Annotated in this window: 28 protein-coding genes and 2 pseudogenes; 10 read left to right on the forward strand and 20 right to left on the reverse strand. The window is 53.8% G+C overall.

Annotation, left to right across the window (positions count from 1 at the left end):
• Positions 1–52: 52 nt before the first annotated feature.
• The 4 genes from WH277_RS18150 to WH277_RS18165 all read right to left on the reverse strand — a co-directional run bounded on the left by WH277_RS18150 (position 53) and on the right by WH277_RS18165 (position 2,716).
• The gene (locus tag WH277_RS18150; RefSeq protein WP_339506181.1) at positions 53–541 is read right to left on the reverse strand and encodes a hypothetical protein; all 489 of its coding nucleotides are present in this window, start codon (positions 539–541) and stop codon (positions 53–55) included.
• Positions 516–1,115, reverse strand: coding sequence for a peptidoglycan recognition protein family protein (locus WH277_RS18155; protein WP_339506183.1), 600 nt, complete (start codon positions 1,113–1,115; stop codon positions 516–518). The genes WH277_RS18150 and WH277_RS18155 overlap by 26 nt, the downstream gene beginning before the upstream one ends.
• 22 nt (positions 1,116–1,137) lie before the next feature.
• Positions 1,138–1,620, reverse strand: coding sequence for an Hcp family type VI secretion system effector (locus WH277_RS18160; RefSeq protein ID WP_339506184.1), 483 nt, complete (start codon positions 1,618–1,620; stop codon positions 1,138–1,140).
• Positions 1,621–1,789: 169 nt separating this feature from the next.
• Positions 1,790–2,716: a DMT family transporter gene (locus WH277_RS18165; RefSeq protein ID WP_197931279.1), complete on the reverse strand. Its 927-nt coding sequence runs from the start codon at positions 2,714–2,716 to the stop codon at positions 1,790–1,792.
• Between the two features lie 137 nt (positions 2,717–2,853).
• On the opposite strand from WH277_RS18165, the gene WH277_RS18170 reads away from it, so the two are divergent.
• Complete coding sequence (locus WH277_RS18170) at positions 2,854–3,354, forward strand: Lrp/AsnC family transcriptional regulator (RefSeq protein ID WP_339506187.1); 501 nt, start codon at positions 2,854–2,856, stop codon at positions 3,352–3,354.
• A 116-nt stretch (positions 3,355–3,470) separates the two neighbouring features.
• Here the strand turns inward: WH277_RS18170 and WH277_RS18175 are convergent, their stop codons facing one another.
• A complete protein-coding gene (locus tag WH277_RS18175) occupies positions 3,471–4,424 on the reverse strand; it encodes a GlxA family transcriptional regulator (protein WP_339506189.1) in 954 nt (317 codons plus the stop codon).
• Positions 4,425–4,452: 28 nt separating this feature from the next.
• On the reverse strand, positions 4,453–5,229 hold the full coding sequence (locus WH277_RS18180; protein WP_133846582.1) for an MBL fold metallo-hydrolase: 777 nt from the start codon (positions 5,227–5,229) through the stop codon (positions 4,453–4,455).
• 342 nt (positions 5,230–5,571) lie between these two features.
• On the opposite strand from WH277_RS18180, the gene fhuE reads away from it, so the two are divergent.
• A complete protein-coding gene (gene fhuE / locus WH277_RS18185) occupies positions 5,572–7,758 on the forward strand; it encodes a ferric-rhodotorulic acid/ferric-coprogen receptor FhuE (RefSeq protein ID WP_159336674.1) in 2,187 nt (728 codons plus the stop codon).
• A 49-nt stretch (positions 7,759–7,807) separates the two neighbouring features.
• On the opposite strand, the gene WH277_RS18190 is transcribed toward fhuE, so the two are convergent.
• From WH277_RS18190 to WH277_RS18230, 10 genes and pseudogenes are all read right to left on the reverse strand, one after another.
• Positions 7,808–8,524 carry a substrate-binding domain-containing protein gene (locus tag WH277_RS18190; RefSeq protein WP_339506191.1) on the reverse strand — a complete coding sequence of 239 codons (717 nt, stop codon included), beginning with the start codon at positions 8,522–8,524 and terminating at the stop codon, positions 7,808–7,810.
• 17 nt (positions 8,525–8,541) lie between these two features.
• The gene (locus WH277_RS18195) at positions 8,542–8,694 is read right to left on the reverse strand and encodes a hypothetical protein (RefSeq protein WP_339506192.1); all 153 of its coding nucleotides are present in this window, start codon (positions 8,692–8,694) and stop codon (positions 8,542–8,544) included.
• A gap of 123 nt (positions 8,695–8,817) precedes the next feature.
• Positions 8,818–9,225, reverse strand: a complete 408-nt coding sequence (locus WH277_RS18200) for a Gfo/Idh/MocA family protein (RefSeq protein WP_339506193.1) — start codon at positions 9,223–9,225, stop codon at positions 8,818–8,820.
• A gap of 23 nt (positions 9,226–9,248) precedes the next feature.
• The gene (locus WH277_RS18205; protein ID WP_339506194.1) at positions 9,249–9,734 is read right to left on the reverse strand and encodes a Gfo/Idh/MocA family protein; all 486 of its coding nucleotides are present in this window, start codon (positions 9,732–9,734) and stop codon (positions 9,249–9,251) included.
• A gap of 102 nt (positions 9,735–9,836) precedes the next feature.
• Positions 9,837–9,941, reverse strand: a pseudogene (locus WH277_RS18210) (Gfo/Idh/MocA family protein); the annotation flags it as partial.
• A complete protein-coding gene (locus tag WH277_RS18215; protein WP_339506412.1) occupies positions 9,922–10,260 on the reverse strand; it encodes a hypothetical protein in 339 nt (112 codons plus the stop codon). The gene WH277_RS18215 and the pseudogene WH277_RS18210, both read right to left, overlap by 20 nt.
• 30 nt (positions 10,261–10,290) lie before the next feature.
• Entirely contained in the window at positions 10,291–11,016 is a 726-nt protein-coding gene (locus WH277_RS18220; RefSeq protein WP_339506196.1) for an HpcH/HpaI aldolase family protein, read from the reverse strand.
• Positions 11,017–11,026: 10 nt separating this feature from the next.
• Complete coding sequence (locus WH277_RS18225) at positions 11,027–11,866, reverse strand: aldehyde dehydrogenase family protein (RefSeq protein ID WP_339506197.1); 840 nt, start codon at positions 11,864–11,866, stop codon at positions 11,027–11,029.
• Positions 11,814–12,014, reverse strand: coding sequence for an aldehyde dehydrogenase family protein (locus WH277_RS28775; protein WP_445235331.1), 201 nt, complete (start codon positions 12,012–12,014; stop codon positions 11,814–11,816). Before WH277_RS28775 ends, WH277_RS18225 begins: the two co-directional genes overlap by 53 nt.
• Positions 11,972–12,436, reverse strand: a complete 465-nt coding sequence (locus WH277_RS18230) for an aldehyde dehydrogenase family protein (RefSeq protein ID WP_339506199.1) — start codon at positions 12,434–12,436, stop codon at positions 11,972–11,974. The genes WH277_RS28775 and WH277_RS18230 overlap by 43 nt, the downstream gene beginning before the upstream one ends.
• 317 nt (positions 12,437–12,753) lie before the next feature.
• Here WH277_RS18230 and WH277_RS18235 point away from each other — a divergent pair, with 317 nt between their 5' ends.
• The 7 genes from WH277_RS18235 (at position 12,754) to WH277_RS18265 (ending at position 18,644) form a co-directional block, all read left to right on the forward strand.
• Entirely contained in the window at positions 12,754–13,674 is a 921-nt protein-coding gene (locus tag WH277_RS18235; protein WP_212812677.1) for a MurR/RpiR family transcriptional regulator, read from the forward strand.
• A gap of 150 nt (positions 13,675–13,824) precedes the next feature.
• Positions 13,825–15,003: a thiamine pyrophosphate-binding protein gene (locus WH277_RS18240; protein ID WP_339506202.1), complete on the forward strand. Its 1,179-nt coding sequence runs from the start codon at positions 13,825–13,827 to the stop codon at positions 15,001–15,003.
• The gene (locus WH277_RS18245) at positions 15,000–15,380 is read left to right on the forward strand and encodes a thiamine pyrophosphate-dependent enzyme (protein WP_339506204.1); all 381 of its coding nucleotides are present in this window, start codon (positions 15,000–15,002) and stop codon (positions 15,378–15,380) included. Before WH277_RS18240 ends, WH277_RS18245 begins: the two co-directional genes overlap by 4 nt.
• Before the next feature lie 20 nt (positions 15,381–15,400).
• Positions 15,401–16,318 (forward strand): myo-inosose-2 dehydratase, encoded by a 918-nt coding sequence (gene iolE / locus WH277_RS18250; protein ID WP_445235332.1) that lies wholly within the window; start codon positions 15,401–15,403, stop codon positions 16,316–16,318.
• Between the two features lie 134 nt (positions 16,319–16,452).
• The gene (locus WH277_RS18255; RefSeq protein ID WP_159336666.1) at positions 16,453–16,740 is read left to right on the forward strand and encodes a hypothetical protein; all 288 of its coding nucleotides are present in this window, start codon (positions 16,453–16,455) and stop codon (positions 16,738–16,740) included.
• A gap of 459 nt (positions 16,741–17,199) precedes the next feature.
• Entirely contained in the window at positions 17,200–18,456 is a 1,257-nt protein-coding gene (locus WH277_RS18260; RefSeq protein WP_445235339.1) for an SfnB family sulfur acquisition oxidoreductase, read from the forward strand.
• Between the two features lie 47 nt (positions 18,457–18,503).
• The gene (locus WH277_RS18265) at positions 18,504–18,644 is read left to right on the forward strand and encodes a hypothetical protein (protein WP_339506208.1); all 141 of its coding nucleotides are present in this window, start codon (positions 18,504–18,506) and stop codon (positions 18,642–18,644) included.
• 43 nt (positions 18,645–18,687) lie between these two features.
• On the opposite strand, the gene WH277_RS18270 is transcribed toward WH277_RS18265, so the two are convergent.
• The 4 genes and pseudogenes from WH277_RS18270 to WH277_RS18285 form a co-directional block, all read right to left on the reverse strand.
• Positions 18,688–19,347: a DUF2931 family protein gene (locus WH277_RS18270; protein WP_339506210.1), complete on the reverse strand. Its 660-nt coding sequence runs from the start codon at positions 19,345–19,347 to the stop codon at positions 18,688–18,690.
• Between the two features lie 57 nt (positions 19,348–19,404).
• A pseudogene (locus WH277_RS18275) lies at positions 19,405–20,013 on the reverse strand (DUF2931 family protein).
• Positions 20,004–20,240, reverse strand: coding sequence for a hypothetical protein (locus tag WH277_RS18280; protein ID WP_339506212.1), 237 nt, complete (start codon positions 20,238–20,240; stop codon positions 20,004–20,006). Before WH277_RS18280 ends, WH277_RS18275 begins: the two are co-directional and overlap by 10 nt.
• A 22-nt stretch (positions 20,241–20,262) precedes the next feature.
• Positions 20,263–21,870, reverse strand: a complete 1,608-nt coding sequence (locus WH277_RS18285) for a phospholipase effector Tle1 domain-containing protein (RefSeq protein ID WP_339506214.1) — start codon at positions 21,868–21,870, stop codon at positions 20,263–20,265.
• 224 nt (positions 21,871–22,094) lie between these two features.
• Here WH277_RS18285 and WH277_RS18290 point away from each other — a divergent pair, with 224 nt between their 5' ends.
• Complete coding sequence (locus WH277_RS18290) at positions 22,095–23,111, forward strand: lipoate--protein ligase A (RefSeq protein WP_339506215.1); 1,017 nt, start codon at positions 22,095–22,097, stop codon at positions 23,109–23,111.
• The last annotated feature ends 29 nt before the right edge of the window (positions 23,112–23,140 follow it).

Here is a 23,140-nt window from a genome sequence, read left to right on the forward strand (position 1 = left end):
CTTGCGGAGGGTTCTTAAATAGCGAGGCATCGAGACAGGATACTTACGATTTTCATTCTTCTTCCCATGAATTGTCGATGTAGTAAAAATACTGTCTTTTCCCTTTGGTAAAATCTACCCATCCAAGTCCGCTGGAGTGAATTCTCCACTCGCCAGAAGAGCCATCCTTAAATGTGATTGTGCCGGATGCCACGCAAGGTGAATAATAGTCATCCATCCACTCGCTGTTAGAGGCTGATTCTTCGGCTTTAGTGAAGTAATGGATAAGCTGCTCCTTAGTCGGGTTAAATGTCTTACATCCTTCCTTTTCGTACTCATATCTGCCCTCGCTATCGTAAGCACCTGTCTTAACGATGTTAATCTGGCTTACTTCTCTTGCCTGAGTAAATACAGGAACAAGTAATAAAAATAAAAAAATGACTTTTATTATTCCCATTTGGCTGTGCTCATATCCAGTAGCATTAGTCTTCCCATGCATTATCAAGATAAAGAAACGATTTTTCTTTTCCGTAATTTTATTTATCTTTAAAAGTAACGCCACCAAGACCACTGGAGTGCAACCCCCATGTCCCATATGATCCATCTTTGAAAGTTACGGTGCCAGATGCTATGCAAGGGGTGTAATGATTTTGTTCATCAGTGACAGATTCGAAAACTTTTTTATTCTCAGGCCCAACAGCCATTCCAACGATTTCAATGCCTATACTGTCAGTATTATTTGGGAACCGGTCAGGGAAGTTCTTCCCTCTCTCTATATTGGATATTTCTTGAGAAATCTCTCTTTCCCAAAATCTTTGGGTATGTAATGCCAATAAGCGCACTTCAGTCGGTTGGCATACTTTCTGTAAAAAACATTTTGACTGCACCAGACCAACATGCCAGGTCATTTTGAATAACGAAGCCGTTTGATAAACCTTGCCATCCTTGTCGATCAAAAAATGTGCACCGTTGGCCGATTTGTTGCCATAACTGTTAAAGGTGCTTTGAGCTGTCGGACTGGCAGTTTGATGCACCACAATACCATTAACGCTATCGAGAACCCCTCTCTCAATCGTTTTAAATATTTTTCGCTCAATGCGATCATCATAAATATAACCATCTTCATCGATATACATTTTATACTCCTTTATAAATGTACTAAATAATCGCGTTAGCTTTAATGTCATAACCCATCGCTACCACACCCAGTTTATTTCCTTCTGCACTCTGTGGTACGTATTCGAATTTCACTCTTGAAAAACTGAGACCTACTTTCTCTATTGGTATTGGCATGTGGACCATGCCAATCGGCTCGACACAAGTAATAATCAGTTCTTGCAATGTTATTTTTAAGAAGTCTAATGGAGAACCACCGGCTTTTCTGACGGTCAGAATAGCCTCCGGGATATGTTTTCCCGCAAGGCAATATTGAATGAGAGTGGTCGAGGATTTATCAATGTAATGTTTGAAATATAAATCGTGTACGGTTGATTTTCCCGAACCTCCGCCACTTCCCGAGTGCATATTCGCTGGCTGAGCGACTGACCAGTTCCATCTTAAAATCTCAATTTCCCCTTTATGAGAATGATCGAGTGATTCGCCCTCAATACCATTGATTTTGATAAACATATCCTGAGCCATACATCCTCCTTGTGGTGGGCATCCGGTTATAACGTGAATCTTTCCTCTGTTTGGGTGCTGCGCGCATAACCTGACAGGCCCCATAACGAAATGGGGACCCTATCAGTTATATGTGGCAACGTCAGTCATGGTTTTGCCTGGAATATCAGAAGTTCTGGTGCGATCGCATTCAGGAGTGCGGTCGGGTTTTCCCGGCGGAAAAGGCGGTCATACTCACCCCGGCGAACACCAGAGCCAGACCTGTCATAAACAGCCCTGATAGCGAGGTACCCAGAAAGACCACCGATGCCAGCGCGCCAATCAATGGTACGCCCAGCGTAAAGCTGGACATGGCAAACACGCTGATGCGCCGCCCGTGTTCAGACGAGATGACAAAGCAGACTGAGGTGGCAACCGGGCCAATAAAGAACAGCAGCCAGAGAAGGCCGGAGCTGAAATGGATCGCCTCAACGGGGCCATCAAGTAAACGGGCAAAGAAAATCAGTGGAATGGTGGCAATCAGCATTTGCCAGGGGGCCAGTGATAGCGGCGTTGCCGTCCACTTATGGTGCTTCACATGGATAATCACCAGTGACCACGAGATGGCACCGGTAATCAGAAACGCACAGCCCATCACGGCGCCAGGTGCGGACCAGTTCATTTCCAGCGGAGAGCAGATCAGCCCGATACCCACCAGCCCGGTTAACAGCGCAATGATCTGAATGAAAGATGGCGTATGGCGCAACAGCAGCCAGGAAGAGAGGATCCCCCACAGCGGCGTGGTATACGCCAGCAGTACTGCATGGCTGGTATCAGTGTATTGCATGGCGATCATCCCTAATCCGGTGAAGACCACCATCTGGAAAATGCCGATGCTAAGGATCACGGGCATATCGCTTTTGGCCGGCAGTTTCAGCTCTTTTTTAACCGCGACAAACAGAAACAGACAGGCTCCGGCGCTGCCGAAACGGATCGCCGCAAGCCATAACGGCGGCACATCGTTAAGCGCCATCTTGGTGGCAGGCCAGCTAAGCCCCCATAAAACCACCATCACCAACAGCCACAAAACCGTGGTTTTCATTGAATGCTGCCCGGCATTCTGTACGGCTGTTTTCACGTTACTCATCATCATCACTCACTGTGCATCGATGTGATGATTTTATTTTCCCGTTACAGGAAAAGCTGTTCTAATTACCCGCCATAACGCTGAAAAAAGAAACGGTTTCCGTCAAAAACACAATTTGCAGGTAAAATATGCCCCAACACACGATTGAACTGGATGAAACCAGTCTGCGCATACTGGATCTGTTGCAGCAAAATGCGGATATCAGCAACGCTGAGTTGGCGGAACGCGTGGGCCTGTCCACCTCCCCCTGCTGGCGCAGAGTCACGGAAATGAAGGAAAAAGGCGTATTAAGAGGCGCGGTGATGCTGGCCGATCCACTGAGCCTTGGCCTGGCGGTGAACGTCTTTGTGCATGTCTCGCTGAAGCAGCAGGATAAAGTGTCACTGCGGCATTTCACCCCGGAGGTCATGGAGTGCTATCTGATGACCGGGGAGTCGGATTTTCTGCTGCGGGTGGTGGTGGAAAATCTGCAAAAATATCAGTTGCTGATGATGGATTGCCTGACGCAGATAGAGAGCGTATCCAGTATTCGTTCCAGCTTCGCCTTAAGCCAGGTGAAATACACCACCGCCCTGCCAACGCAGCATCTCAGAACGTCACCAGGGCGATCGGCGGCGTCGTCTCGTTAAGGGGGCTTGATAACCTGGTCGCGCATAAGTCAGAGGTTCCCCAGTACCAAGAAAGTCGAATTTTCTTCGTACTGACGTTAAAATGGGCGGAAAATCGCCCCTTTTAACGTCCTGTTTTATTCCGTGAGACGAAATGTTTTACGCCACTCACTCGGGCTGACGCCGAATTTTTCGCGAAACAATTGTCGAAAGGTCACAGCGGACTGAAATCCTACCTGCCCGGCCACCTGTTCTACAGGCATCGCCAGCGTTTCAAGGAGTTCCTGGCTACGATAGAGTCGCGCCACGGTTAGCCATTCGACCACGGACATACCGGTGGCTTTATTAAAATGCCGGGTTAACGTCCTGCGGCTCATTGACGCCCTGTTAGCCAAAGAATCAAGATCGTGGGGTAACTGAAGGTTCCTTTGCATATAGTCGAGTAGCATATTCATTCTGTTATCTGTCGTATTGTGCGGGATTGACTGTTCAATGAACTGAGCCTGGCCACCGTCACGATGCGGAGGCGTCACCATTCTCCTTGCGATCTGATTCGCGATCTGGCTTCCCAAACGCTGCCGAATAACGTGCAGGCAACAGTCCAACGCGGCAGCGGTCCCTGCAGAAGTGATCAGGCCGTCGTCTTCCACATAAAGCGCATTCACATTCAAATGAACGTTCGGGAATAATGTGCGGAAAATCGCTTCATATTCCCAGTGTGTCGCGGCCTGGTGCCCATCAAGCAGCCCGGCATAAGCCAGTACAAACGTCCCCAGACATAATCCCACAATCTGGCTGCCCCCTGCTCTCGCCTTGACCAGGGCATCAAGCAACGGCTGCGGCGGGCGTTGCTCAACCTCGTTCCAGAAAGGCACGATAACAATATCCACCTGCGCCAGCGCATCAAACCCGTGGTCCGCCTGGATTGCGGTTGCTTCTTTTGACCAGATGAGTCCCGGCGTCTCGGCACAGATAAGGCGTGTAAACAGCGTGTCATCTGTCGTGGCATCCCCAAACAGAATCAGTGGAACTGACACGTGAAAGGTGCTGAACCCTTCAGTAACAACAATCGCAACCGATGCCACAGACATACAACACTCCCGGACTGATTTGAGGATATTAGAACGTGACTGACTCTCCGTCTGCAGGTGCGCTGACAAAATCCTCCAGATGATTAATCCGTGCATACTCCAGCAATGCCTGGCGAGTCACCAGGCAATGATTGATGGCTTCCATATGGGTAGCAACAATCTGGGCTTCTGGCAGCACAAGATGGGCTTTCAGGACATCTTCTTTACCGAAGATAATCGAACCATATCCCAGAACATGCGCCCAGCCCGTGTTCATTATCACCACGCCGGGCAGATATTTACGCATATTATCCTCCACGGCATCGATCCAGATGGAGTCACCCACCAGATAAAGTGATTTCTCATCCGGGTGCTGAAACACAATCCCACTGGACTCTCCCAGCCGCTCTGCTAATTGAGGGTTGGCATAAGCTTCATCAGACCCATGCTGACAGCGGGTCTTGATGAGCGATATGTCGCCAAACTGACTGGTTTCAGCCAGCACCACCAGGTTACTGAACCCTTGCGATCGCAGAAGCTGTTCATCACTGTCATTTTGCACAAAAATCAGCTTCTCTTTTGGAATGAGCGCCACGGCCGCTTCGTCCCAATGATCCTGATGCGTATGCGTAACAATGATGGCGTCAACGTCCAGCAATACTGGCACATCGAAGGGCAGCTCAACCATCGGATTACGGATTTCTGAGCGGACAGTGCCTGGAAACCCCGGCCATGCCTCTTTTTTGGATAGCATGGGATCGATTAGAAACGTCTTTCCTGCATAAACAATCCGTTGAGTCGCATTGCGTACCTGAGTAATTTTCATCGTTATTTACCTTAATGTTATGCCTGTTGGCAGTGTCGGTGCTTAATCTGGCCCGAAACACATTATCGATGATATCAGGACAATCAGCGATCCCCCTTGAGGCCATATTGCGATGGGATAGGGTCAACATCACTGTCAAACCACTGATCTAACAACAAACACACACCGTGTTTCAGGTGGTGTCAAAAAAATAACAATGATTCCATAAAAGAAAATGATTATCATAATCATTAGTATTGAACTTTAGCTGCGCCACCCTGTCTCCGGGCTATCTGGCCCGTGACTGACCGATAAAAAATGGCCACGCTTTTTGTTATTCCCTATTATGCACAAGGAAAAACCATGTCTTCCCGCACCTTCTCATCCCACACCAGGGGAAAGGGCTCGCCTCTGCGCGTGCCGGGCCAAAAAACGACGTTGTCCGTTTCACTGCTTGCGCTGATGATTCATGCGCTGGTTAACCCGGCCATGGCACAGGAAGCCGCCTCCCCGCAGGAAATGGTGGTGGATGCCACGGCAGATGACACCGCCGCCAGCGAGAAGCAGGATTACACAGTCAAAACCACCCGCGCCGGCACCAAAATGCTGATGACCCCGCGCGATGTCCCGCAGTCATTAAGCGTCGTCACCGAGCAGCGAATGCTGGATCAAAATCTGCAAACCGTGGGCGAGGTGCTGGATAACACCACCGGGATCGCCACCCAGCTGGTTGACAGCGAACGCTCCTCTTACTTCTCTCGCGGTTTCCAGATCACCAACTACACCTTCGATGATATCCCTACCTCAGCGGCAGATAACTGGAACTACGGCGATGCCGGAGAAGACACCGCCATCTATGACCGCATCGAAGTCGTGCGCGGCGCAACCGGGCTGATGAGCGGTGCGGGCAGCCCGTCGGCGTCGGTCAATATGGTACGCAAACATGCCGACAGCAAGACCGTGACCGGCAATCTGAGCGCCAGCTATGGCCGCTGGAACACCCAGCGTTACGTGGCCGACCTCTCTGCCCCGCTGAATGAAGAAGGCACCGTGCGTGGCCGCGTTATCGCCGGTTACCAGGATCAGGACGGCTGGCTGGATCGCTACCATAAAAGCAAAAAGTTCCTCTACGGCGTGCTGGATGCCGATGTGACCGACAACACCACGGTGTCGCTCGGCTACGACTATCAGGAGAGCAACACCGGCAACCCGACCTGGGGTGGATTGCCGACCTGGTACAGCAACGGTTCGCGCACCCATTACAGCCGCAACCTCAATCCGTCAGCCGACTGGACGCGTTACAGCCTCGACTCGCGTAAGGTTTTTGCCAACGTCAAACATGACTTTGATAATGGCTGGACCTTCCGCGTCAATGCCACGCACGCTGAGCAGACTTTTGCTGACAAGCTGCTGTATGTGATGGAGTTCCCCGATGCAGTGACCGGGACCGGGGTCAGCGGCTATGGCAGTCTGGATCGCGGTAAGCGCACGCAGGAATCCATTGATACCTATGCCAGCGGTCCGTTTGAACTGCTGGGGCGTAACCATGAGTTGATGGCAGGCGTCAGCTACAGCCGCCAGCATAACCAGACCTACAGCGTGGACGGTGCGCTGGATTATGCGCAGATGGGCAGTTTTGATAATAACTGGAACGGCAACGTTCAGGAGCCCGAATGGGGTGACTGGTATCTGAATGCCGATGACGTGATCCGCCAGAAATCGGCCTACACCGCCGCGCGCTTCTCGCTGGCCGACCCACTGTCGCTGATCCTCGGCGCACGCTATACCCAGTGGAGCACCGTTGGCAGCAGTGGCAACATGAACAAAAATAACATCACGCCATACGGTGGCCTGGTGTATGACATCGATGACACCTGGTCGGCTTACGCCAGCTACACCTCGATCTTCCAGCCACAGACCTACCGCAGTACTGATGGTGCTTATCTGTCGCCAGTGACCGGGAAAAACTATGAAACCGGCCTGAAGTCTGACTGGTTTGATGGGCGTCTGACCGCCACCTTTGCGGTATTCCGTATTGAGCAGGAGAACGTGGGTCAGGAACTCAGCGGCACGTTTGTGAATGGCTCCAGCGAGCAGGCGTATGTTGCGGCTAAAGGCGCGGTCAGTAAAGGCGCGGAGTTTGAGCTGAACGGTGCCGTCACCGACAACCTGCAAATGACCTTCGGGGCAACGCGCTATGTGGCGCGAGATACCTCCGGCCGTTTCAACAGCAATATGCCGCAGACCTCATTTAAACTCTTCTCCCGCTATCGTTTACCGATGTTGCAGGACCTGACCATCGGCGGCGGGCTTAACTGGCAGAACCGCACCTTCCAGGATGCCACCGGCCCGGATGGTGAAGTGCAGCGCGTCTACCAGGGCAGCTATCCACTGGCCAACCTGTTTGCCCGCTACCAGTTCACCAAACAATTGGCGGTACAGGCCAACGTCGATAACCTCTTTGACCGCTCTTATTACTCATGGGGCAGCGATTATGTGGTTTACGGCGAACCGCGTAGCTACTCGGTCAACCTGTCGTACGCCTTCTGATAAAAAAAGCCCCGGCACGATGCCGGGGCTGATCATACAGAAAAGGCGATTACTGCATAAATGTCTGGTAATTCTCCGGTGTAACCAGCCGGAACGGGATCATCACTTCATCCTGCACTTTCTCTCCCCTGGCAACACTGGCCGCCATATCTACCGCCTGATACGCCTGGGCTTTAGCATCCTGGAAAACCGTTACTGAAAGCAGCCCGCTTTTAATCGACTGCAAACCGTTAGGGCCGCCATCGGTTCCCCCCACCAGAATGTCCTTACCGATTTTTATGCCATTGCTTTTCAGCGCCATCGCGGCGCCAATCGCCATTTCATCTGCATTAGAAGAAAGGATATCGATTTTACGTCCGGAGAGTATCCAGTTGTTCATCAGATTCATGCCATCCTCGCGCATCCATTTGGCGGTATCTTCCACCACCACATGCATGTTCGGATGCTGAGCAATCACCTCTTTAGCGCCCTGTGTACGAAAACGCGTGGCATCATTACTGAGCAGTCCTTTCATAATGGCAACATTCACCTCCTTTTTATCCTTCACCTTTTCCGCCAGATACTGCATTTGCAGGCGTCCTGCCTCAATTTCATCACTACCGGTATAGCTGATCCCGTTGCCCAGTGTCGAATCACCCGGTTTACGGTTCAGATAAATGAGTGGGATTTTTGCCGCGCGCGCCGCTTCAGAAATGTTTTTTGTGCCCTGGGTATCCACCGGGTTCACGATAATCACGCTAACCTTCTGGTTAATAAAACTCTGCACCTGGGTAAGCTGTTTATCTACCGCGTTTTCGCCCGCTCGCTGATATAACCACGCAGGCGTGAGAGAAAAACATCATCCATTTGCGCCATGCTTACACCAACGCGCGTTTCGGAAAAAGCAGGAGGGACAACAGTTAACAATGCGATAAAGGCAATGAGTGCTTTTTTCATATTATTTTCCATACTTGTAGGGTCAGGATTTTATAATAAGCCAAAGTAAATTGGCTTATTTACGGGTCATCCCTGCCATCGGTATACGGCTCATCATTATCGAAATACAGGCTGGGGAATTTATTATTCATGCCGATTGCACATTACGTTACAGAATGATCTTCTGAATTTCCCAGGCATCGCGGAAATCAGGGCCACTGACGGCTTGCCCCGCGACTGCACGCAAAAACTCTGCGATTTCGATGGTCTTGAGCCCAACTGATGACCCGGTGCGGGGCAAAACGCACCATAAGGAGCATGTTGAGGCCCGGCCTCAATTTTCTGGAAGCCACGATGTTTACCTTCGCTGTTGGTGCTGTAAAAATGCAGCTCATTGAAGCGTTCTTGGGTAAAATGCAGCGCCCCTCGGGTGCCATAAATCTCAAATCCCAGCTGCATATTGCGTCCGGTGGCGACCCAGCTGGCTTCAATGCTGCCTTTACATCCACGAGCGAATTCCACGGTGAGCCGTGCAATATCGTCTACTTCCACCTGCCGCAGCCCTTGTGCACCATTCAGAATCGGCCGCTGTTTAATCTGACGATATCCCCCAGTTCACCACTATCAATCATGGTGCGCGCCAGCTTAATCATTGGGTTTTTCAAATAGTTAAAACCGACCTGCGTCACCACCCCCTGCGCTTCGGCTGCCTGCGTCATGATGCGCGCATCGTCGCTGTTTGGGGCGATAGGCTTTTCACAATGCACATGTTTACCCGCTTTTATCGCGGCCAGCGCCTGCTCCAGATGGAAACGGTTTGGCGTGGTAATCGATATCACGTCAATATCCGGGTCGTTAATCAGCGACTGCCAGTCATCTGTCGCACGTCGGAAACCAAACCGTCTGGCGGCATTTTCAGCCGCTTCCTTATCAATATCGGCCACCGCAATCAGTTCTGGCGTCACTTCATCCGGTAAAATCGCGGCGGCGGCGCGGTAGGCCAGCGCGTGTGACAACCCCATAAACCCGGTACCAATAATGCCAATGCCAATTTTTTTCATCGGTTCATTCTCCTGAGGGAACATTAATCAACGCTGACCGGCAGCCCGGTTTCAGCAGAACGCTGCGCACACTCGGCAAGTTTCAGCGCCCGCACACCGTCATACGGCGCGGCTGCCTGTGGCATAGACACTCACAGGCTCTTCTCCGAGCAGCCAGCGTGCCATATCAAAATCGTGGATCACCATGTCACGGAAAATACCGCCGGAGTGCCAGCTCGGTGCGTCCCAGCAGCGGCTTACTGTCGCTCAAAGGCAGATGTACCGTCAGGGCATCGGCCATTTTCAAACCGTCGGTCAGCTCTTCCGCGCGCCGAACATTGAGCGCACTAAAGGTTTCTGCGGCAACAAACGGGTCCCTGCCAGCATCATACACGCGCACCTGTTTCGCCACCGCCAGCAGCAGAGCCAGGGTGTGTTCCGCCACCGACAGCGAGTTAACATCGCCCACGATAGTCAACGGAATACCGCGCTGGTTCAGTGCGGTCACATCGACCGCGTCATAACCCACACCGTGACGTGACACCACCTGCAAGTTGACGCCCTGACATGGGGCATCTCAATATCCTCCTTCAGGCTGGTCCATTGTGGCGCTTGCCGCCCCTGTTAGCTGGCGAAACTGCCCGACACTGGCGGTAGCCGCTGAACGCAGCAGTTGCACATCATTCGATACCGTGACGAGGTCAAATCCCCACTGCGCCGCCCGTGCAGCATATTCCGGGCTGAACCCGGTGCGGTACTTGCGACCGGTCAGCCCCAGGGTTAAATCAGCAGGGCCAATATAGATGCCATCCAGCCCCGGCGTATTCACGATCGCCTCGATGTTTTTCACTGCGTCAGCCGTTTCGATCATCGCAAAGCACAGCACTTCGTTATCCGCATGCTGGCCGTAGTCCTGCCCGGCGGAAAAGGTCACACGCGTTGGGCCAAAGCTGCGCGCACCCAGCGGTGGGTAACGCACGCAGGAGACCAGCTGCCGCGCCTCCTCCGCGTTATTGATCATCGGGCAAATAATGCCGTAAGCCCCGGCATCCAGCGCTTTCATAATGTCACCGGGCGACAGCCAGGGAACGCGGACCATCGGCGTTACCCCGCTGGCGCGCATCGCCTGCAACATAGTGGTGGCGGTTTCATAGCCCACCAGCCCGTGCTGGATATCAATCGTCACAGAGTCATAACCCTGCGCCGCCATGATTTCAGCGGTAAACGGACTGGCGACCGACAGCCAGCCGTTGAGCACCGTGTGCCCCTCTGACCATAAGCGTTTTACGTTGTTGGCAATCATTGCGGTTTCCTTACAGGACCACCTGCGTCAGTTTGACAGTCATATATTCGTAAATCCCTTCGCTGCCCCCTTCACTGCCCATTCCGCTGGCTTTGATGCCACCGAAGGGCACATCGGCGGAGGCCAGTGCAAAGCTGTTAATGCCGACCATGCCCGCCTGTAACTGCTCAGACACGCGGCGAATGCGTGCCGCATCGCGGGTAAAGGCATAAGCGGAGAGCGCATAATCGCTGCGATTCACCCGCTCCAGCACCTCGGCTTCATCGCTGAAAGTGGTGATGGCGGCAATCGGGCCAAAGTTCTCTTCTGCCAGCGCCAGCGCATCGTCCGACACATCGGCCAGCACCGTTGGGGCAAAATAGAATCCCGGAGCATCCGTTAAACGGTGGCCGCCCGTGACCACGCGAGCCCCCTTCTGCCGCGCATCCTCAACGATTTTTTCAATCGCGTTCAGGCGGCGCTGGTTAATCAGCGGCCCCATCTCACTGCCCTGATCCTGACCGTAGCCAACCTTGATCGCGACGGCACGCCTGGCAAAGCCCTCAATAAAGGCCTCCGCTACCGAGTGATGGACATAGAAACGATCCGGCGTTACGCAGACCTGGCCACAGTTGGCAAACTTGGTCGGCACCGCCATATCCAGTGCTTTTTCGATATCAGCATCGTCAAAGACGATCATCGGCGCGTTGCCGCCCAGCTCCATGCTCAGGCGCTTAATGGTGGCCGCAGAGTCGCGGATCATCTGCTGACCAATAGCGGTCGATCCGGTCAGCGTCACTTTGCGCACAACCGGGGAATCAATCAGTGGCTGATAAGTATTGGCGGTGACACCCACCACCATATTCACCACGCCTGCCGGGATTCATGATCAGGCTGGCACAGCCCGGCACTTCGCTGGAGGGGCGCAGCACCACGCTGCAACCCGCCGCCAGTGCAGGCGCAACCTTGCGCGCAATCAGTACCACCGGGAAGTTCCACGCGGTAAAGGCCGCCACCACGCCAACGCCCTGATCACTTCACAGCGCCCACCCGGCACACGGCTTTCCACTATGCGGCCATACACGCGGCGCGCCTCCTCGGCGTACCAGGTGAACTGATCAATCGCCAACGTCCATTCACGGCTGGCCTGCGCCAGCGGCTTACCGCTTTCCAGAGAGATAATCAGCGCGGCCTGTTCACGCACCTGTTCCATCTCAGTTGCCACCCGGTGCAGTGCGCTGGCACGGTCCCAGGCGGAAAGTTGTTGCCACAGCGGCAGTGCAGCCTGAGCACTGGCGATGGCATCCAGTGTGTCCTGTTGTGAAGCCCCCCGGATCTCCCCGAGCTTTTCATTACGGCCGGGATCGGTCACCACGATGGTTTCAGCTCCCTGGCCCTGACGCCAGACGCCATTAATAAACTGCCCATAGTTTTCGTACATCTTGCGCTTCCTGTTTGCTGAAGGTGTTGCAATTACTACAACCTCGCAATAAAAATTGCAAAGACTTTATTCTGCACAATTCCTGTTGCCGCGCATCGGTGGGTTGGTTTTTATATCATTGAAAAATAACAACTTAATTTGGATATAAAACGTTTTACTCACCCTAAAAGAGCCGATGGAATGAAAAATCCAAATGTTGATTATCTGAAACAGATCACGCTTTTCGCTATTGGCATTGCAACGGAAATTGAATTGCAATTTTAGTTGCGTTAGCCTGATGGCAGGATAAGCAGATGTGAATGTAAGGGCATGACGTTATGGCGAGTCGCAAAGAAACCTCCCGCAAGGATTCTCCTCCTCCTCATCGTAATTACGAGCAGGTGGTGAATGACATTACTGAGCGCTACCCGCAGCTGTCCGATCGTTTTCAGCAGGTTGCCCGCTTTATTACCCAAAACCCTAACGCTGTGGCGCTGGAGTCCATCAACGCCATCGCGGCAAAGTGCGAACTGCACCCTTCCACGCTGGTGCGTTTTGCTCAGCAGTTTGGTTACAGCGGGTTCAAACAGATGCAGTCGGTGTTCCAGACGCGGCTGGCAACCACCGCACCTGGCTACAACGAGCGTATCGTCGCGCTGGAAAACGACCTGCAAAAGAACGATCAGCAAGGCAGCCTTGGCTTCTTGCAGAACCTGGTGGTGCGCGATATCGCCACATTACAGGGGATGCTGGAAGGGATTGCCGCCAGCGATCTGGACCGCAGTGCACAGCTGCTCAGTCGGGCAGAAACCATCTTTATTGCCGGGCAGCTGCGCTCCGAACCGGTGGCGATCCTGCTGCGTTATCTCCTGACCATGCTGAACCGTAAGGTGATCCTGCTGGATACGCCGGGTGGGCTGGCGCCGCATATGGCGATGAACATGACGCATCGCGATGTGCTGGTGGCCGTCTCCTTCCGTCATTACGCCCAGGAAGTGGTGAAGATCAGCGAGATCGCCGAGCAGAAAGACGTGCCGACCATCGCCATCACCGACAGCGTGCTGTCACCGCTGGCACGAAGTGCGAACGTGCTGTTTACCATTCCTGAAGAGGAATACAGCTTCTCGCGCTCGCTGGCCGCCCCGGTGTGCCTGGTGCAATGCATCGCGCTGGCGCTGGCCGCCGCCCTGCACCCGGAAGAAGAGCAACCCCGTATTGAAACACTAACCGAACGTACTCAGCGGTCGGCGTTGAAATAAACTGACTCTCTCTGCGGAAGGCGGCCTTCGTGCCCCTTCCGGCCGGGATCAGTACGATCTTTTTTTGCAAAGAAAATTGCTTAAATATAATTATAGCAACGTAAATTCCAAAACCAGCCTGTTTTCCAGGCCCTACAGCAGGTAGAAATTATGTCGACGACGCGTTGTACCACCGCGCAGGCTGTGGTTCGTTACCTCAGCAACCAGTTTATTGAAGTTGATGGCGAGGAAGTCCCGCTGTTTCCCGGGGTATTCGGCATCTTTGGCCACGGCAACGTCACCTGTCTGGGTGAAGCGCTGGAAAGCGTGCAGGATGTGCTGCCGACGTGGCGCGGCCAGAATGAACAATCCATGGCCTTTGCCGCTGCGGGGTTTGCCAAAGCCCGTCTGCGCCAGCAGATCATGGTGGTGACCGCCTCAATTGGCCCCGGCACAACCAACCTGCTGACCGCCGGCGCACGTCAGTCGCCCCCGGTGATGCAGCAGATTGAACACTTCAACGACCCGACGCAGACCGTCAATGATGCGTTTAAAGCGGTGACCCGCTACTGGGATCGCATCACCTGGCCTGAACAGATCCTCTCCTCCCTGCCACAGGCGGTCGCCACCATGCTCGACCCCGGCGACTGCGGCCCGGCATTTATCGGCCTGTGCCAGGACGTGCAGGAGATGGCGTATGATTATCCTGACGCGTTCTTCGCCCGCCGGGTGCATGTGATCCCGCGTCCACGCCCGGATCAGCAGCGGCTGCAACAGGCCGTAGAGCTGCTCTCGCAGGCAAAACGCCCGCTGATTATCTCCGGCGGCGGTGTGCGCTATTCCCGTGCGGAAGCCGAACTGGAAGCCTTCGCACTGGCGCGGGGGATCCCGGTAGTGGAAACCATCGCCGGAAAAGGCACCTTCAGCCATGATCACCCGCTGAATATCGGCCCGGTGGGGATTCTTGGCTCCACCTCGGCCAACGCGCTGGCGGCAAAAGCTGACGTGGTGATTGCCATCGGTACTCGCCTGATGGACTTCGTGACCGGTTCCTGGACGGTATTTGCCGATGATGCTCGCTTTATCGCGCTGAATGCCGCCCGCTTCGATGCCAATAAGCACCTTTCTCTGCCGCTGGTGGCGGATGCGCGTGAAGGTCTGCGCGAACTGCATGCCGCACTGGGCAACTACCGCGCCGACGCGGGCTGGCTGCAAAGCGGTCAGACTGCCTTTGCAGCCTGGAATCAGCTGATTGCCGAACGCCAGCAGCGCACGGTGAAGGAAGGCGTCCCGAGCTATGCGCAGGTAGTGGGCGTGGTGATTCCAGCGTGCTCTCCGGCCACAAAATGATCCTGCTGGTCTGCGATAACGGCGGCTATGCGGTGATCAACCGCCTGCAAAATGCCAAAGGCGGCGCCTCCTTTAATAACCTGCTGAAAGACTGCCGGGTGACCGAACCCTTCCACGTTGATTTCGTTGCTCATGCGCAGGCAATGGGCGCACTGGCGCGTAAAGTCAGCAGCCTGGACGAACTCTCCGATGCCGTGGACTGGGCGAAATCCAATGACCGCACCACGGTGATCTGCATTGACACGCATCCGCACCAGTGGACGCCGGGCGATGCCTGGTGGGATGTCGGCGTGCCCGAAGTCAGCGCACGGGAAAGCGTTAACGAAGCGCGCCGTGAACACGAAGCCGGACGTAAAAAACAGCGTATTGGTATTTAACTGATTCAGGAAGCGACAACATGAAGCTGCACGCTCAACTTGGTATTGCCCCGATTGCCTGGTCCAACGACGATCTGCCGCAGTTAGGCGGAGACACCCCGCTCTCCGTCTGCCTTGCGGAGAGCCACCAGGCCGGATTCTCCGGCGTGGAAACCGGCGGCAAATTCCCGCGCACCAGCGCTGAACTGCTGCCACAGCTGGCGGAACACCAGCTGCAACTGGTGTCGGGCTGGTATTCCGGCACCCTGCTGGATAACGACCTCGCCAGCGAGATTCAGAAGGTCACCCCGCAACTTGAGCTGTTTAAAACCTGCGGTGCCGCCTGCCTGGTGTACGGTGAAACCGCTGGCACCATTCAGAACCAGCAGCATATCCCGCTGAGTCAACGCCGCAGGCTGAGCGATGACGAGATCAAGGAATATGGTGCGCGACTGACCCTGTTTGCCCGCTACTGTGAAGATTTCGGCGTTCCGCTGGCCTTCCATCACCATATGGGTACCGCGATTGAAGATGAGCGCGATATTGATTTGCTGATGGCCGCCACCGGGCCGGAGGTCGGGCTGCTGTTTGACTCCGGGCATCTGGTGTTTGCTGGGGTTGACCCGCTCAGCATCCTGAAAAACCACGGCCAGCGCATTAACCATGTGCACACCAAAGATATTCGCGCCGATGTTCGCGCCTCGCTGGACTGGAACCGTGACTCCTTCCTGGATGCGGTGCTGAAAGGGGTTTACACCGTTCCCGGCGACGGCTGCATTAATTTTGACGCGCTGATTGCCGAGCTGGCACGCATCGGCTATCAGGGATGGTTCGTGGTCGAAGCCGAGCAGGACCCCGCCCTTGCCCCGCCGCTGGAGTACGCCATCATCGGCTATAACAGCCTGAAGAAATCACTTAACGCTGCCGGTTATCACCTGCATGCGGGAGAAAACACATGACTCATTCGCTTAATGGACATATTGCCGTAATCACGAGCGGCTACGACAACACGCCTGCCCCGGCCAATCCGCTGTAACCTTCAGTTGCAGCCAGCTCCGCGCTGGCTGCCGTTAATGGAGCCTGACGTTTCGCTATGATGAATGTTGATAAAATGAAAGATATCACCGAGTTTTATCAGGAACTGCTGATGGTAATTCATGACGCCATCGGTAGCTCGCTTTCCCGCCAGGAGGAGGAGAAAAAAGCGATGATCAACCGCTGGCTGGCAAAAGCAAGCCGCGCACGCCACTGTCGGGCGCACCGTAAAAACGAAATCATCATCATGTTCGACGAGGTCGAAACGCATTCACTCAAGACCCTTGAACGCCGGGTCAGAACATTGCATGAGAACTGCGTGGTTATACTGGAAGAGATTGGCTGACGCGGTTGATCAGTTTTTTTTAGAGAAAAAAATCCTGACAGTACCGACTGCAACGATGGTTAAAAGACTACTTAAAAACCAATAATCCGGCACAACAAAATAATAAAAAACAAACAAGAAAATAACCACCATATTCACGATAAAATCAGATGCCGTATCCTTTAAGAAATATAACAATGTCTTCATTTTTATTTATTTCCTTTTTAGCTATTGTTAAACTATCACAAACAAAATAACCAATAAAAAACGAAGAATAAAATCATAAAATATCCAATAACGTTGGCGATAAAACTCAACTGTTGTAACTACTCTATACCCGTTTCCCAACCCGCGCCTTATCAGCGCGGTAACAATCGATGCGATGAATCCTTATAACCGACGTGAACACAGTGTGACAGGATGGTGTTATCCGCGCCAATGCGGCCCTGTCACCGTCATTAAGGAGTGCCTGTGTCTGCTATCGAATCCCTGGCTGAAGCCACTGAATTTTATGTTAACTCCCCGGAACACTTCGATCCGCTGCCGCGACCGTCACAGCCTGCGCATATCATTAGCAGTGATGCTGAAGCGATTGCTGTCGCGGAACGGCTGGCGCAGCAGTTTGCACCGGGGGCTGCCCGCCGCGACCGTGACGGTATTTTACCGGTGGCCGAGCTGGACGCATTCTCCCAAAGCGGCCTGTGGGGCATCAATATCCCGCGGGAATACGGCGGCGCGGGCGTTTCCTATGCCACGGTCGCGAAGGTGATTGCCATTATCTCCGCTGCGGACTCGGCGCTGGGGCAGATCCCGCAAAATCATCTGGCGGGGGTGGCTCATCTGCTGGAGGACGGTACGGAAAGCCAGAAGCAGACGCTGCTGGCAGGCGTGTTATCGGGACTACGCTGGGGCAACGCGTTCTCCGAAAAAGGCACCGCCACGGTGGCCGATTTCAAAACAACAGTGCGTCCGCATAACGGTGAACTGGTGGTGAATGGCGAGAAGTTCTACGCCACGGGCGCGTTGCTGGCGCATCTGGTGCATACCGTGGCGGTAGATGAAGAAGGTCGCGCTAATCTGGTGGTGCTGGATCGCGATGCAGCGGGCCTGACAGTGATCAACAACTGGTCGAGCTTTGGCCAGCGCACTACTGCGTCCGGCACCGTGCTGCTGGACAATGTTCATGCACCGCAGGAACGACTGATTCCCGTCTGGCAGGCATTTGAACGCCCAACTGCCGCTGGCCCGATTTCTCAAATTATTCAGGCGGCAGTGGATACGGGGATTGCACGCGGTACGCTGGCCGATACACTGGCCTTTGTGCGCGAGAAATCACGCCCGTGGATCGACAGCGGCCAGGAACGCGCCAGCGATGATCCCTTTACTATTGCTGCCATCGGCGACCTGCAAATCCGTCTGCATGCCGCCGAAGCGCTGCTGTGGCGCGCCGGAGAGCTGATCGACGTTGCTATCACCACACCCAGTGAAGAAACGGTGGCCGCCGCTACCGTCGCCACAGCCGAAGCCAAAGTGCTGTCCACCGAGATCGCCATTCTTGCGGGTAACAAGCTGTTTGAACTGGCCGGCACGCGCTCCACGCTGGCGGAATATCAGCTTGACCGCCACTGGCGCAATGCCCGCACGCACACGCTGCACGATCCAGTGCGCTGGAAGTATTTCCATGTCGGGAACTACTATCTGAACGGCGTTAACCCACCGCGCCATGCGTGGAGTTAATGCAGAAAAAAGCCCGCATCAGCGCTGAGGTATCCCCACAAAAATGAATGGCTTCCCGTCTGGCGTCAGGTCCGGGGCTGGCGGTGGTTTATGCCATTGCCCGGGCACACGGAGGCACCGCACGCTGCCTGCGCAGTCGGCTTGGCGGCACCTGTATGCAGATTATGCTTCCGGCGAGTGGGAAATAGAGATGCAGGCCAACGGGGTCACTTCCCTGGCCTGAATCAGCGACTACCAGTTGCCGTAAGGGTATTTTTTCCCTTTGATAAACGCTTCGATGTCTTCGTCGTAACCATAAGAAAAATCGCTCTTAGTTATTCCTTTGCACAGCGCTAATTTATCCCCAGAAACCGTCTTTAGCACTGACGGCGTTATACGGTAGTTATGCTCAAAACGGATACCATTTACCCAGACGGCCACCTTTCCTTCAGGGGCCAGCCCCATCTGTACACTGTCGTAATACGCAGCCTTACCAAGATAGTCCTTGTGTACGCTGGGTTTGCGCATTTTATCCACTATGTCCCAAGGGAAAGTCAGATGGGTTTCATAGACCTTTTTATCAATCACTGAATCCCAGCAAAAAATAATATGCTTGGGCGGTTTTTCAACGTGATTCCAGTAACCATTGAGAGCCCGCGCACTGTCGTTCCACTCACCCGCCACATCATGTAATGGCTGCGTACTGTCCAGGGTATTGAAGCGATACACGGTGCCAGCGGCATCCTGTACCACAACAAAGGTCACCAACGCGGGTAAGTATATGGGCGTGAAAAAGTTAAATTTCCACTCCGTTGGTTCCGTGTTTTGAGCCGTCTTGTTTGCCTGGTCTACCCCCAGGCAGGCCGTCAACGTCAGTAGTGAAAGCAGCACAGCGATCCGTTTTATTTCCATATTCAGTTCCCGTCCTTGCTCTAAAAATCACCAGAAATTCCTTACCTGAAGCAGGCGTTACCACTTGCCGTAAGGGTATTTCTTTCCTTTGATAAAATCTTTTATGTCTTCGTCGTATCCATAAGAAAAATCGCTTTTAGTTATTCCTTTGCAAATCTCTAATTTTTCCCCGGAGAGCGTTTTCAGGACAGACGGGGTGACACGATAATTAGGCTCAAATCCTACCCTGGATATTGTCGTAATACGCCGTTTTGCCAAGATAGTTTTTATATACGCTCGGCCTGCGCATTTTATCTACTACTTCCCAGGGGAAAGTCAGATGGGTTTCATAGACCTTTTTATCAATCACAGAGTCCCAGCAAAAAATAATATGCTTGGTTCAACGTGATTCCAGTGTCCGCCAGGTGCCCGCGAAATGTCGTTCCACTCACCGATGACCTTATCCAGATCCGGGGTGTTGTTGAGCGTATTAAATTGATAAACGGTGCCAACCGCATCCTGGACCACGACAAAGGTCACCAGGGCAGGCAACGCTTTGGGTGTAAAAAAGTTAAATTTCCACTCTTTTGGCTCCGTGTTTTGAGTCGCTTTGTTGAGTTGTCCTGCTCCCTGGCAGGCCGTCAGGATCAATAGCGAAAGCAGCCCGGCAATACGTTTTATTTCCATATTCTGTTCCCGTCCATATCGTAAATCGTCCGTTGCCAGCGTTCATCCGGCCGGTTAGTAAAAGTCACCAGTTTCGCGGGCTTCACCGCCCCGGTGATCCTTCCCTGACTGTCCCGTATCACGCTGTTCCAGTTGGCCGAGCAGTGAAGGTATTTTCCCGCCAGCGCAGTAATTTCCGTGGTGGTAAAGCCGCTGGCCCGCTGGCCGTTGCGAATGGTACGCCCCATCACAATGGCTTTTTTATAGAATTCATAAGCTCTGATGGCAGTTTAATTCTGTATTCGTACTTCGAATGGGTTCAAACACCACCCCCGCATCCTGCGCGGCGTCGATCATTACCCGTAGCGCCACCTTTGACCAGTCATTGCGCGTCGGGCGCTCAAGAATTAGCGCGGCACCGCTGCGTTTTTGCAGCATACCGAAGCGGTCGGCGGGCATTCGGTCGTCATGCCAGGCTCTGAGTTTAATCACGTTACCCTCAAGCAGCGGCGCTATGGCCGGATAACGCGTCATGATCCCAAACTGTGAACCGGCATGACGATACGTTGCGGTCTCCTTATCAGAAACAGAAGCCTGAACCGTTTCAAACTGCGGGCGGGTGAGGAAACAGGCTTCGTGCTCGTCAGGATTATACCCGCCGCCAATATCCGAGTGCGCCCCCGGCAACACCAACTCCGGCCACGCGGGTTTTACGCTGTTCAGCGCAAAGTTAAAACGGCACTCGTGCTGCGCGGTGATATGAAAAACCTTCTCCGCCACGCCGGGACGCAGCGCGATATTCACCTCTCCGGTATCCGCGCTGTGCGGGTTAAAACCGTTAAGCGGCGTACCGATGCCAGCCACAGTATCAAATATCCCCAGAAAACGTGTTTTCCCACCGGGGGTACCCGTAAATTTAATCTCGCCCAGACCAGCGTTAATGGCCGCCATAATGGCAACATCCTGCTCGAACACCCGGTTGGCAAAATGCCGTGCTGCCGCTGCCCCCCGGCTAAAACCGAAAATATCAAACTGTAATTCTTTGATAATACAATCTTTGGCTTCAGGGAATCTGAAAAGATAATCCTCGATACCCGTTACCAGCAACGCCACCGCCTTATCGGTTTTACTGGCTACGCCAGTGTTACCTCTACCGGTTCCCATCCCGTAAGAGCTGTCACCCTTTCCGCTTTCTGTACCAATTCCTTCGATATAAATGGCACTCTGTCCATGTCCGGTATCGGTGGTAATTTTCTGGTTATACAGCGTATTCAGCCAATACACATTGGTGTAATAACCAAGATAACTTCCTGCGGCAATACCGCTATGACTCCGTTTCAGCCTTACGCACTGAGATAACGTAGATTCGGCATCCCCGTCACTCATGCCATAATGCTCGCCTGCACAGGCATTCTGACGGTCAGCACTGTTATCCGCATTATTCCCCGTCCCATCAAAAAACACCCCGATCGTCAGCGTGATTTCGCGCCGCTTTATCTTCGCGGACTGGGCGTGTTGTTGCGGTACGTCTGCCTGAGAGGGAGCAAACAGGGGGATATCAATCGGCGCAACGGGTTTTCGTTGCGTTACGCTGGCGGGTTCTTTACCGTAACCGTCAGGAATCGAGGAAATAAACGTCGCCCCGCAGGGGCAGGAACTGACGCTGTCGAGCGTGCCGGCCAGCGGCATCCCGCCCACCCTGATTTTGCCCGGCCCACTGATGATGCTGTACGTCATACCCGGGTTCTTACCGCAGGAGACCAGACTGCCCTCCCGCGGAAGCTCCGCGCCACGCAGAAAGACGGTCGAGTGACCGCTCAGTATTTCCCCACCGCAGCTGGTTTTATCGCCGACGCGAAGAAAATAGCCCTTTGCCATATGCTGTCCTTAGCCCGTTTACGTTGAACATAAAATGTGCGAAGGACAACTTAACCAGATATTTTCATAAAAAAAATACGCGTACCGCTAACACACCCCCTGTTATTTACGATTTATCGCCTGTAACGCTGCCCCGCACTGATGAGGTTCAAAGTCCGCAATCTGGACGTTTTCCCCGATGGTGGTATTATCCCTGCGCCGCCAAAACTTCAATGGAGTCAAGCATGTCCACACTGCGTTTACTGTTATCGGATTCCTGGGACCCCTGGTTTAACCTGGCCGTGGAAGAGTCTATTTTACGCCAGATGCCGGCGACTCAGCGAGTGCTGTTTTTGTGGCGCAATGCCGAGACAGTCGTCATTGGCCGTTCGCAGAACCCGTGGAAAGAGTGCAATACGCGGCGCATGGAAGAAGATGGCATCCGCCTGGCGCGACGCAGCAGCGGCGGTGGCGCGGTGTTTCATGACCTGGGCAACTGCTGTTTTACTTTTATGGCCGGGAAACCGGAGTACGACAAAAGCGTGTCGACCGGGATTATTCTGCGGGCGCTGGCGTCACTGGGTATTCAGGCTGAAGCCTCAGGCCGTAATGACCTGGTGGTGAATACGGCCGACGGGGTGCGTAAAATTTCCGGTTCTGCTTACCATGAAACCCACGATCGCGGTTTCCATCACGGCACCATCCTGCGCGATGCCGACCTCTCCCGCCTGGCCGATTACCTCAATCCTGACGTCAAGAAATTGCAGGCTAAAGGCATTACCTCCGTGCGCTCGCGCGTGGCGAATCTGGAAGAGCTGGTGCCGGGGATTACCTTTGAAGCGATTTGCAGCGCGGTGAGGGCGGCCTTCTTCGACCATTTTGGCGAAGCATGCCAGCCCGAGCATATCTCTCCGACGTCCCTGCCCGACCTGCCCGGCTTCGAGGCGCAGTTCGCCAAACAGAGCAGCTGGCAGTGGAATTTCGGCCAGGCACCGCAGTTCCAGCATCTGCTGGATACCCGTTTTAGCTGGGGTGGCGTGGAGATCCACGTCGATGTTGAGCGCGGCAAGGTCAGCCGCTGCCAGATTTTCAGCGACAGCCTGAACCTGACGCCGTTAGAACAGCTGGCAGAGCAGCTGCCCGGCACCGAATATCGCCCGGAGGCGCTGGCCGCCAGGGTGGCACGGCTGAGGGAGGCGTTTCCTCAGCAGGCGGTGGAGCTGACGGAGCTGGAGTTGTGGCTGGCGGAGAGTGTACGGTGATCGATGTACTGGCAGAGACGGTGTAATTT

Origin of the sequence: Erwinia sp. MYb416, from assembly GCF_037479575.1 — a bacterium.
Taxonomy (GTDB): Bacteria; Pseudomonadota; Gammaproteobacteria; order Enterobacterales; family Enterobacteriaceae; genus Erwinia; species Erwinia rhapontici.

Coding starts and splice junctions, on each gene's coding strand:
- WH277_RS18170 (WP_339506187.1), top strand. CDS start 2,854: ATGCCCCAACACACGATTGAACTGGATGAAACCAGTCTGCGCATACTG.
- WH277_RS18280 (WP_339506212.1), bottom strand. CDS start 20,240: ATGGGGCGTACCATTCGCAACGGCCAGCGGGCCAGCGGCTTTACCACC.
- WH277_RS18205 (WP_339506194.1), bottom strand. CDS start 9,734: ATGAAAAAAATTGGCATTGGCATTATTGGTACCGGGTTTATGGGGTTG.
- WH277_RS18240 (WP_339506202.1), top strand. CDS start 13,825: ATGTCGACGACGCGTTGTACCACCGCGCAGGCTGTGGTTCGTTACCTC.
- WH277_RS18180 (WP_133846582.1), bottom strand. CDS start 5,229: ATGAAAATTACTCAGGTACGCAATGCGACTCAACGGATTGTTTATGCA.
- WH277_RS18255 (WP_159336666.1), top strand. CDS start 16,453: ATGATGAATGTTGATAAAATGAAAGATATCACCGAGTTTTATCAGGAA.
- WH277_RS18195 (WP_339506192.1), bottom strand. CDS start 8,694: ATGAAAAAAGCACTCATTGCCTTTATCGCATTGTTAACTGTTGTCCCT.
- WH277_RS18155 (WP_339506183.1), bottom strand. CDS start 1,115: ATGTATATCGATGAAGATGGTTATATTTATGATGATCGCATTGAGCGA.
- WH277_RS18175 (WP_339506189.1), bottom strand. CDS start 4,424: ATGTCTGTGGCATCGGTTGCGATTGTTGTTACTGAAGGGTTCAGCACC.
- WH277_RS18270 (WP_339506210.1), bottom strand. CDS start 19,347: ATGGAAATAAAACGGATCGCTGTGCTGCTTTCACTACTGACGTTGACG.
- WH277_RS18235 (WP_212812677.1), top strand. CDS start 12,754: ATGGCGAGTCGCAAAGAAACCTCCCGCAAGGATTCTCCTCCTCCTCAT.
- WH277_RS18160 (WP_339506184.1), bottom strand. CDS start 1,620: ATGGCTCAGGATATGTTTATCAAAATCAATGGTATTGAGGGCGAATCA.
- fhuE (WP_159336674.1), top strand. CDS start 5,572: ATGTCTTCCCGCACCTTCTCATCCCACACCAGGGGAAAGGGCTCGCCT.
- WH277_RS18265 (WP_339506208.1), top strand. CDS start 18,504: ATGGCTTCCCGTCTGGCGTCAGGTCCGGGGCTGGCGGTGGTTTATGCC.
- WH277_RS18230 (WP_339506199.1), bottom strand. CDS start 12,436: ATGTACGAAAACTATGGGCAGTTTATTAATGGCGTCTGGCGTCAGGGC.
- WH277_RS18245 (WP_339506204.1), top strand. CDS start 15,000: ATGATCCTGCTGGTCTGCGATAACGGCGGCTATGCGGTGATCAACCGC.
- iolE (WP_445235332.1), top strand. CDS start 15,401: ATGAAGCTGCACGCTCAACTTGGTATTGCCCCGATTGCCTGGTCCAAC.
- WH277_RS18290 (WP_339506215.1), top strand. CDS start 22,095: ATGTCCACACTGCGTTTACTGTTATCGGATTCCTGGGACCCCTGGTTT.
- WH277_RS18285 (WP_339506214.1), bottom strand. CDS start 21,870: ATGGCAAAGGGCTATTTTCTTCGCGTCGGCGATAAAACCAGCTGCGGT.
- WH277_RS18220 (WP_339506196.1), bottom strand. CDS start 11,016: ATGATTGCCAACAACGTAAAACGCTTATGGTCAGAGGGGCACACGGTG.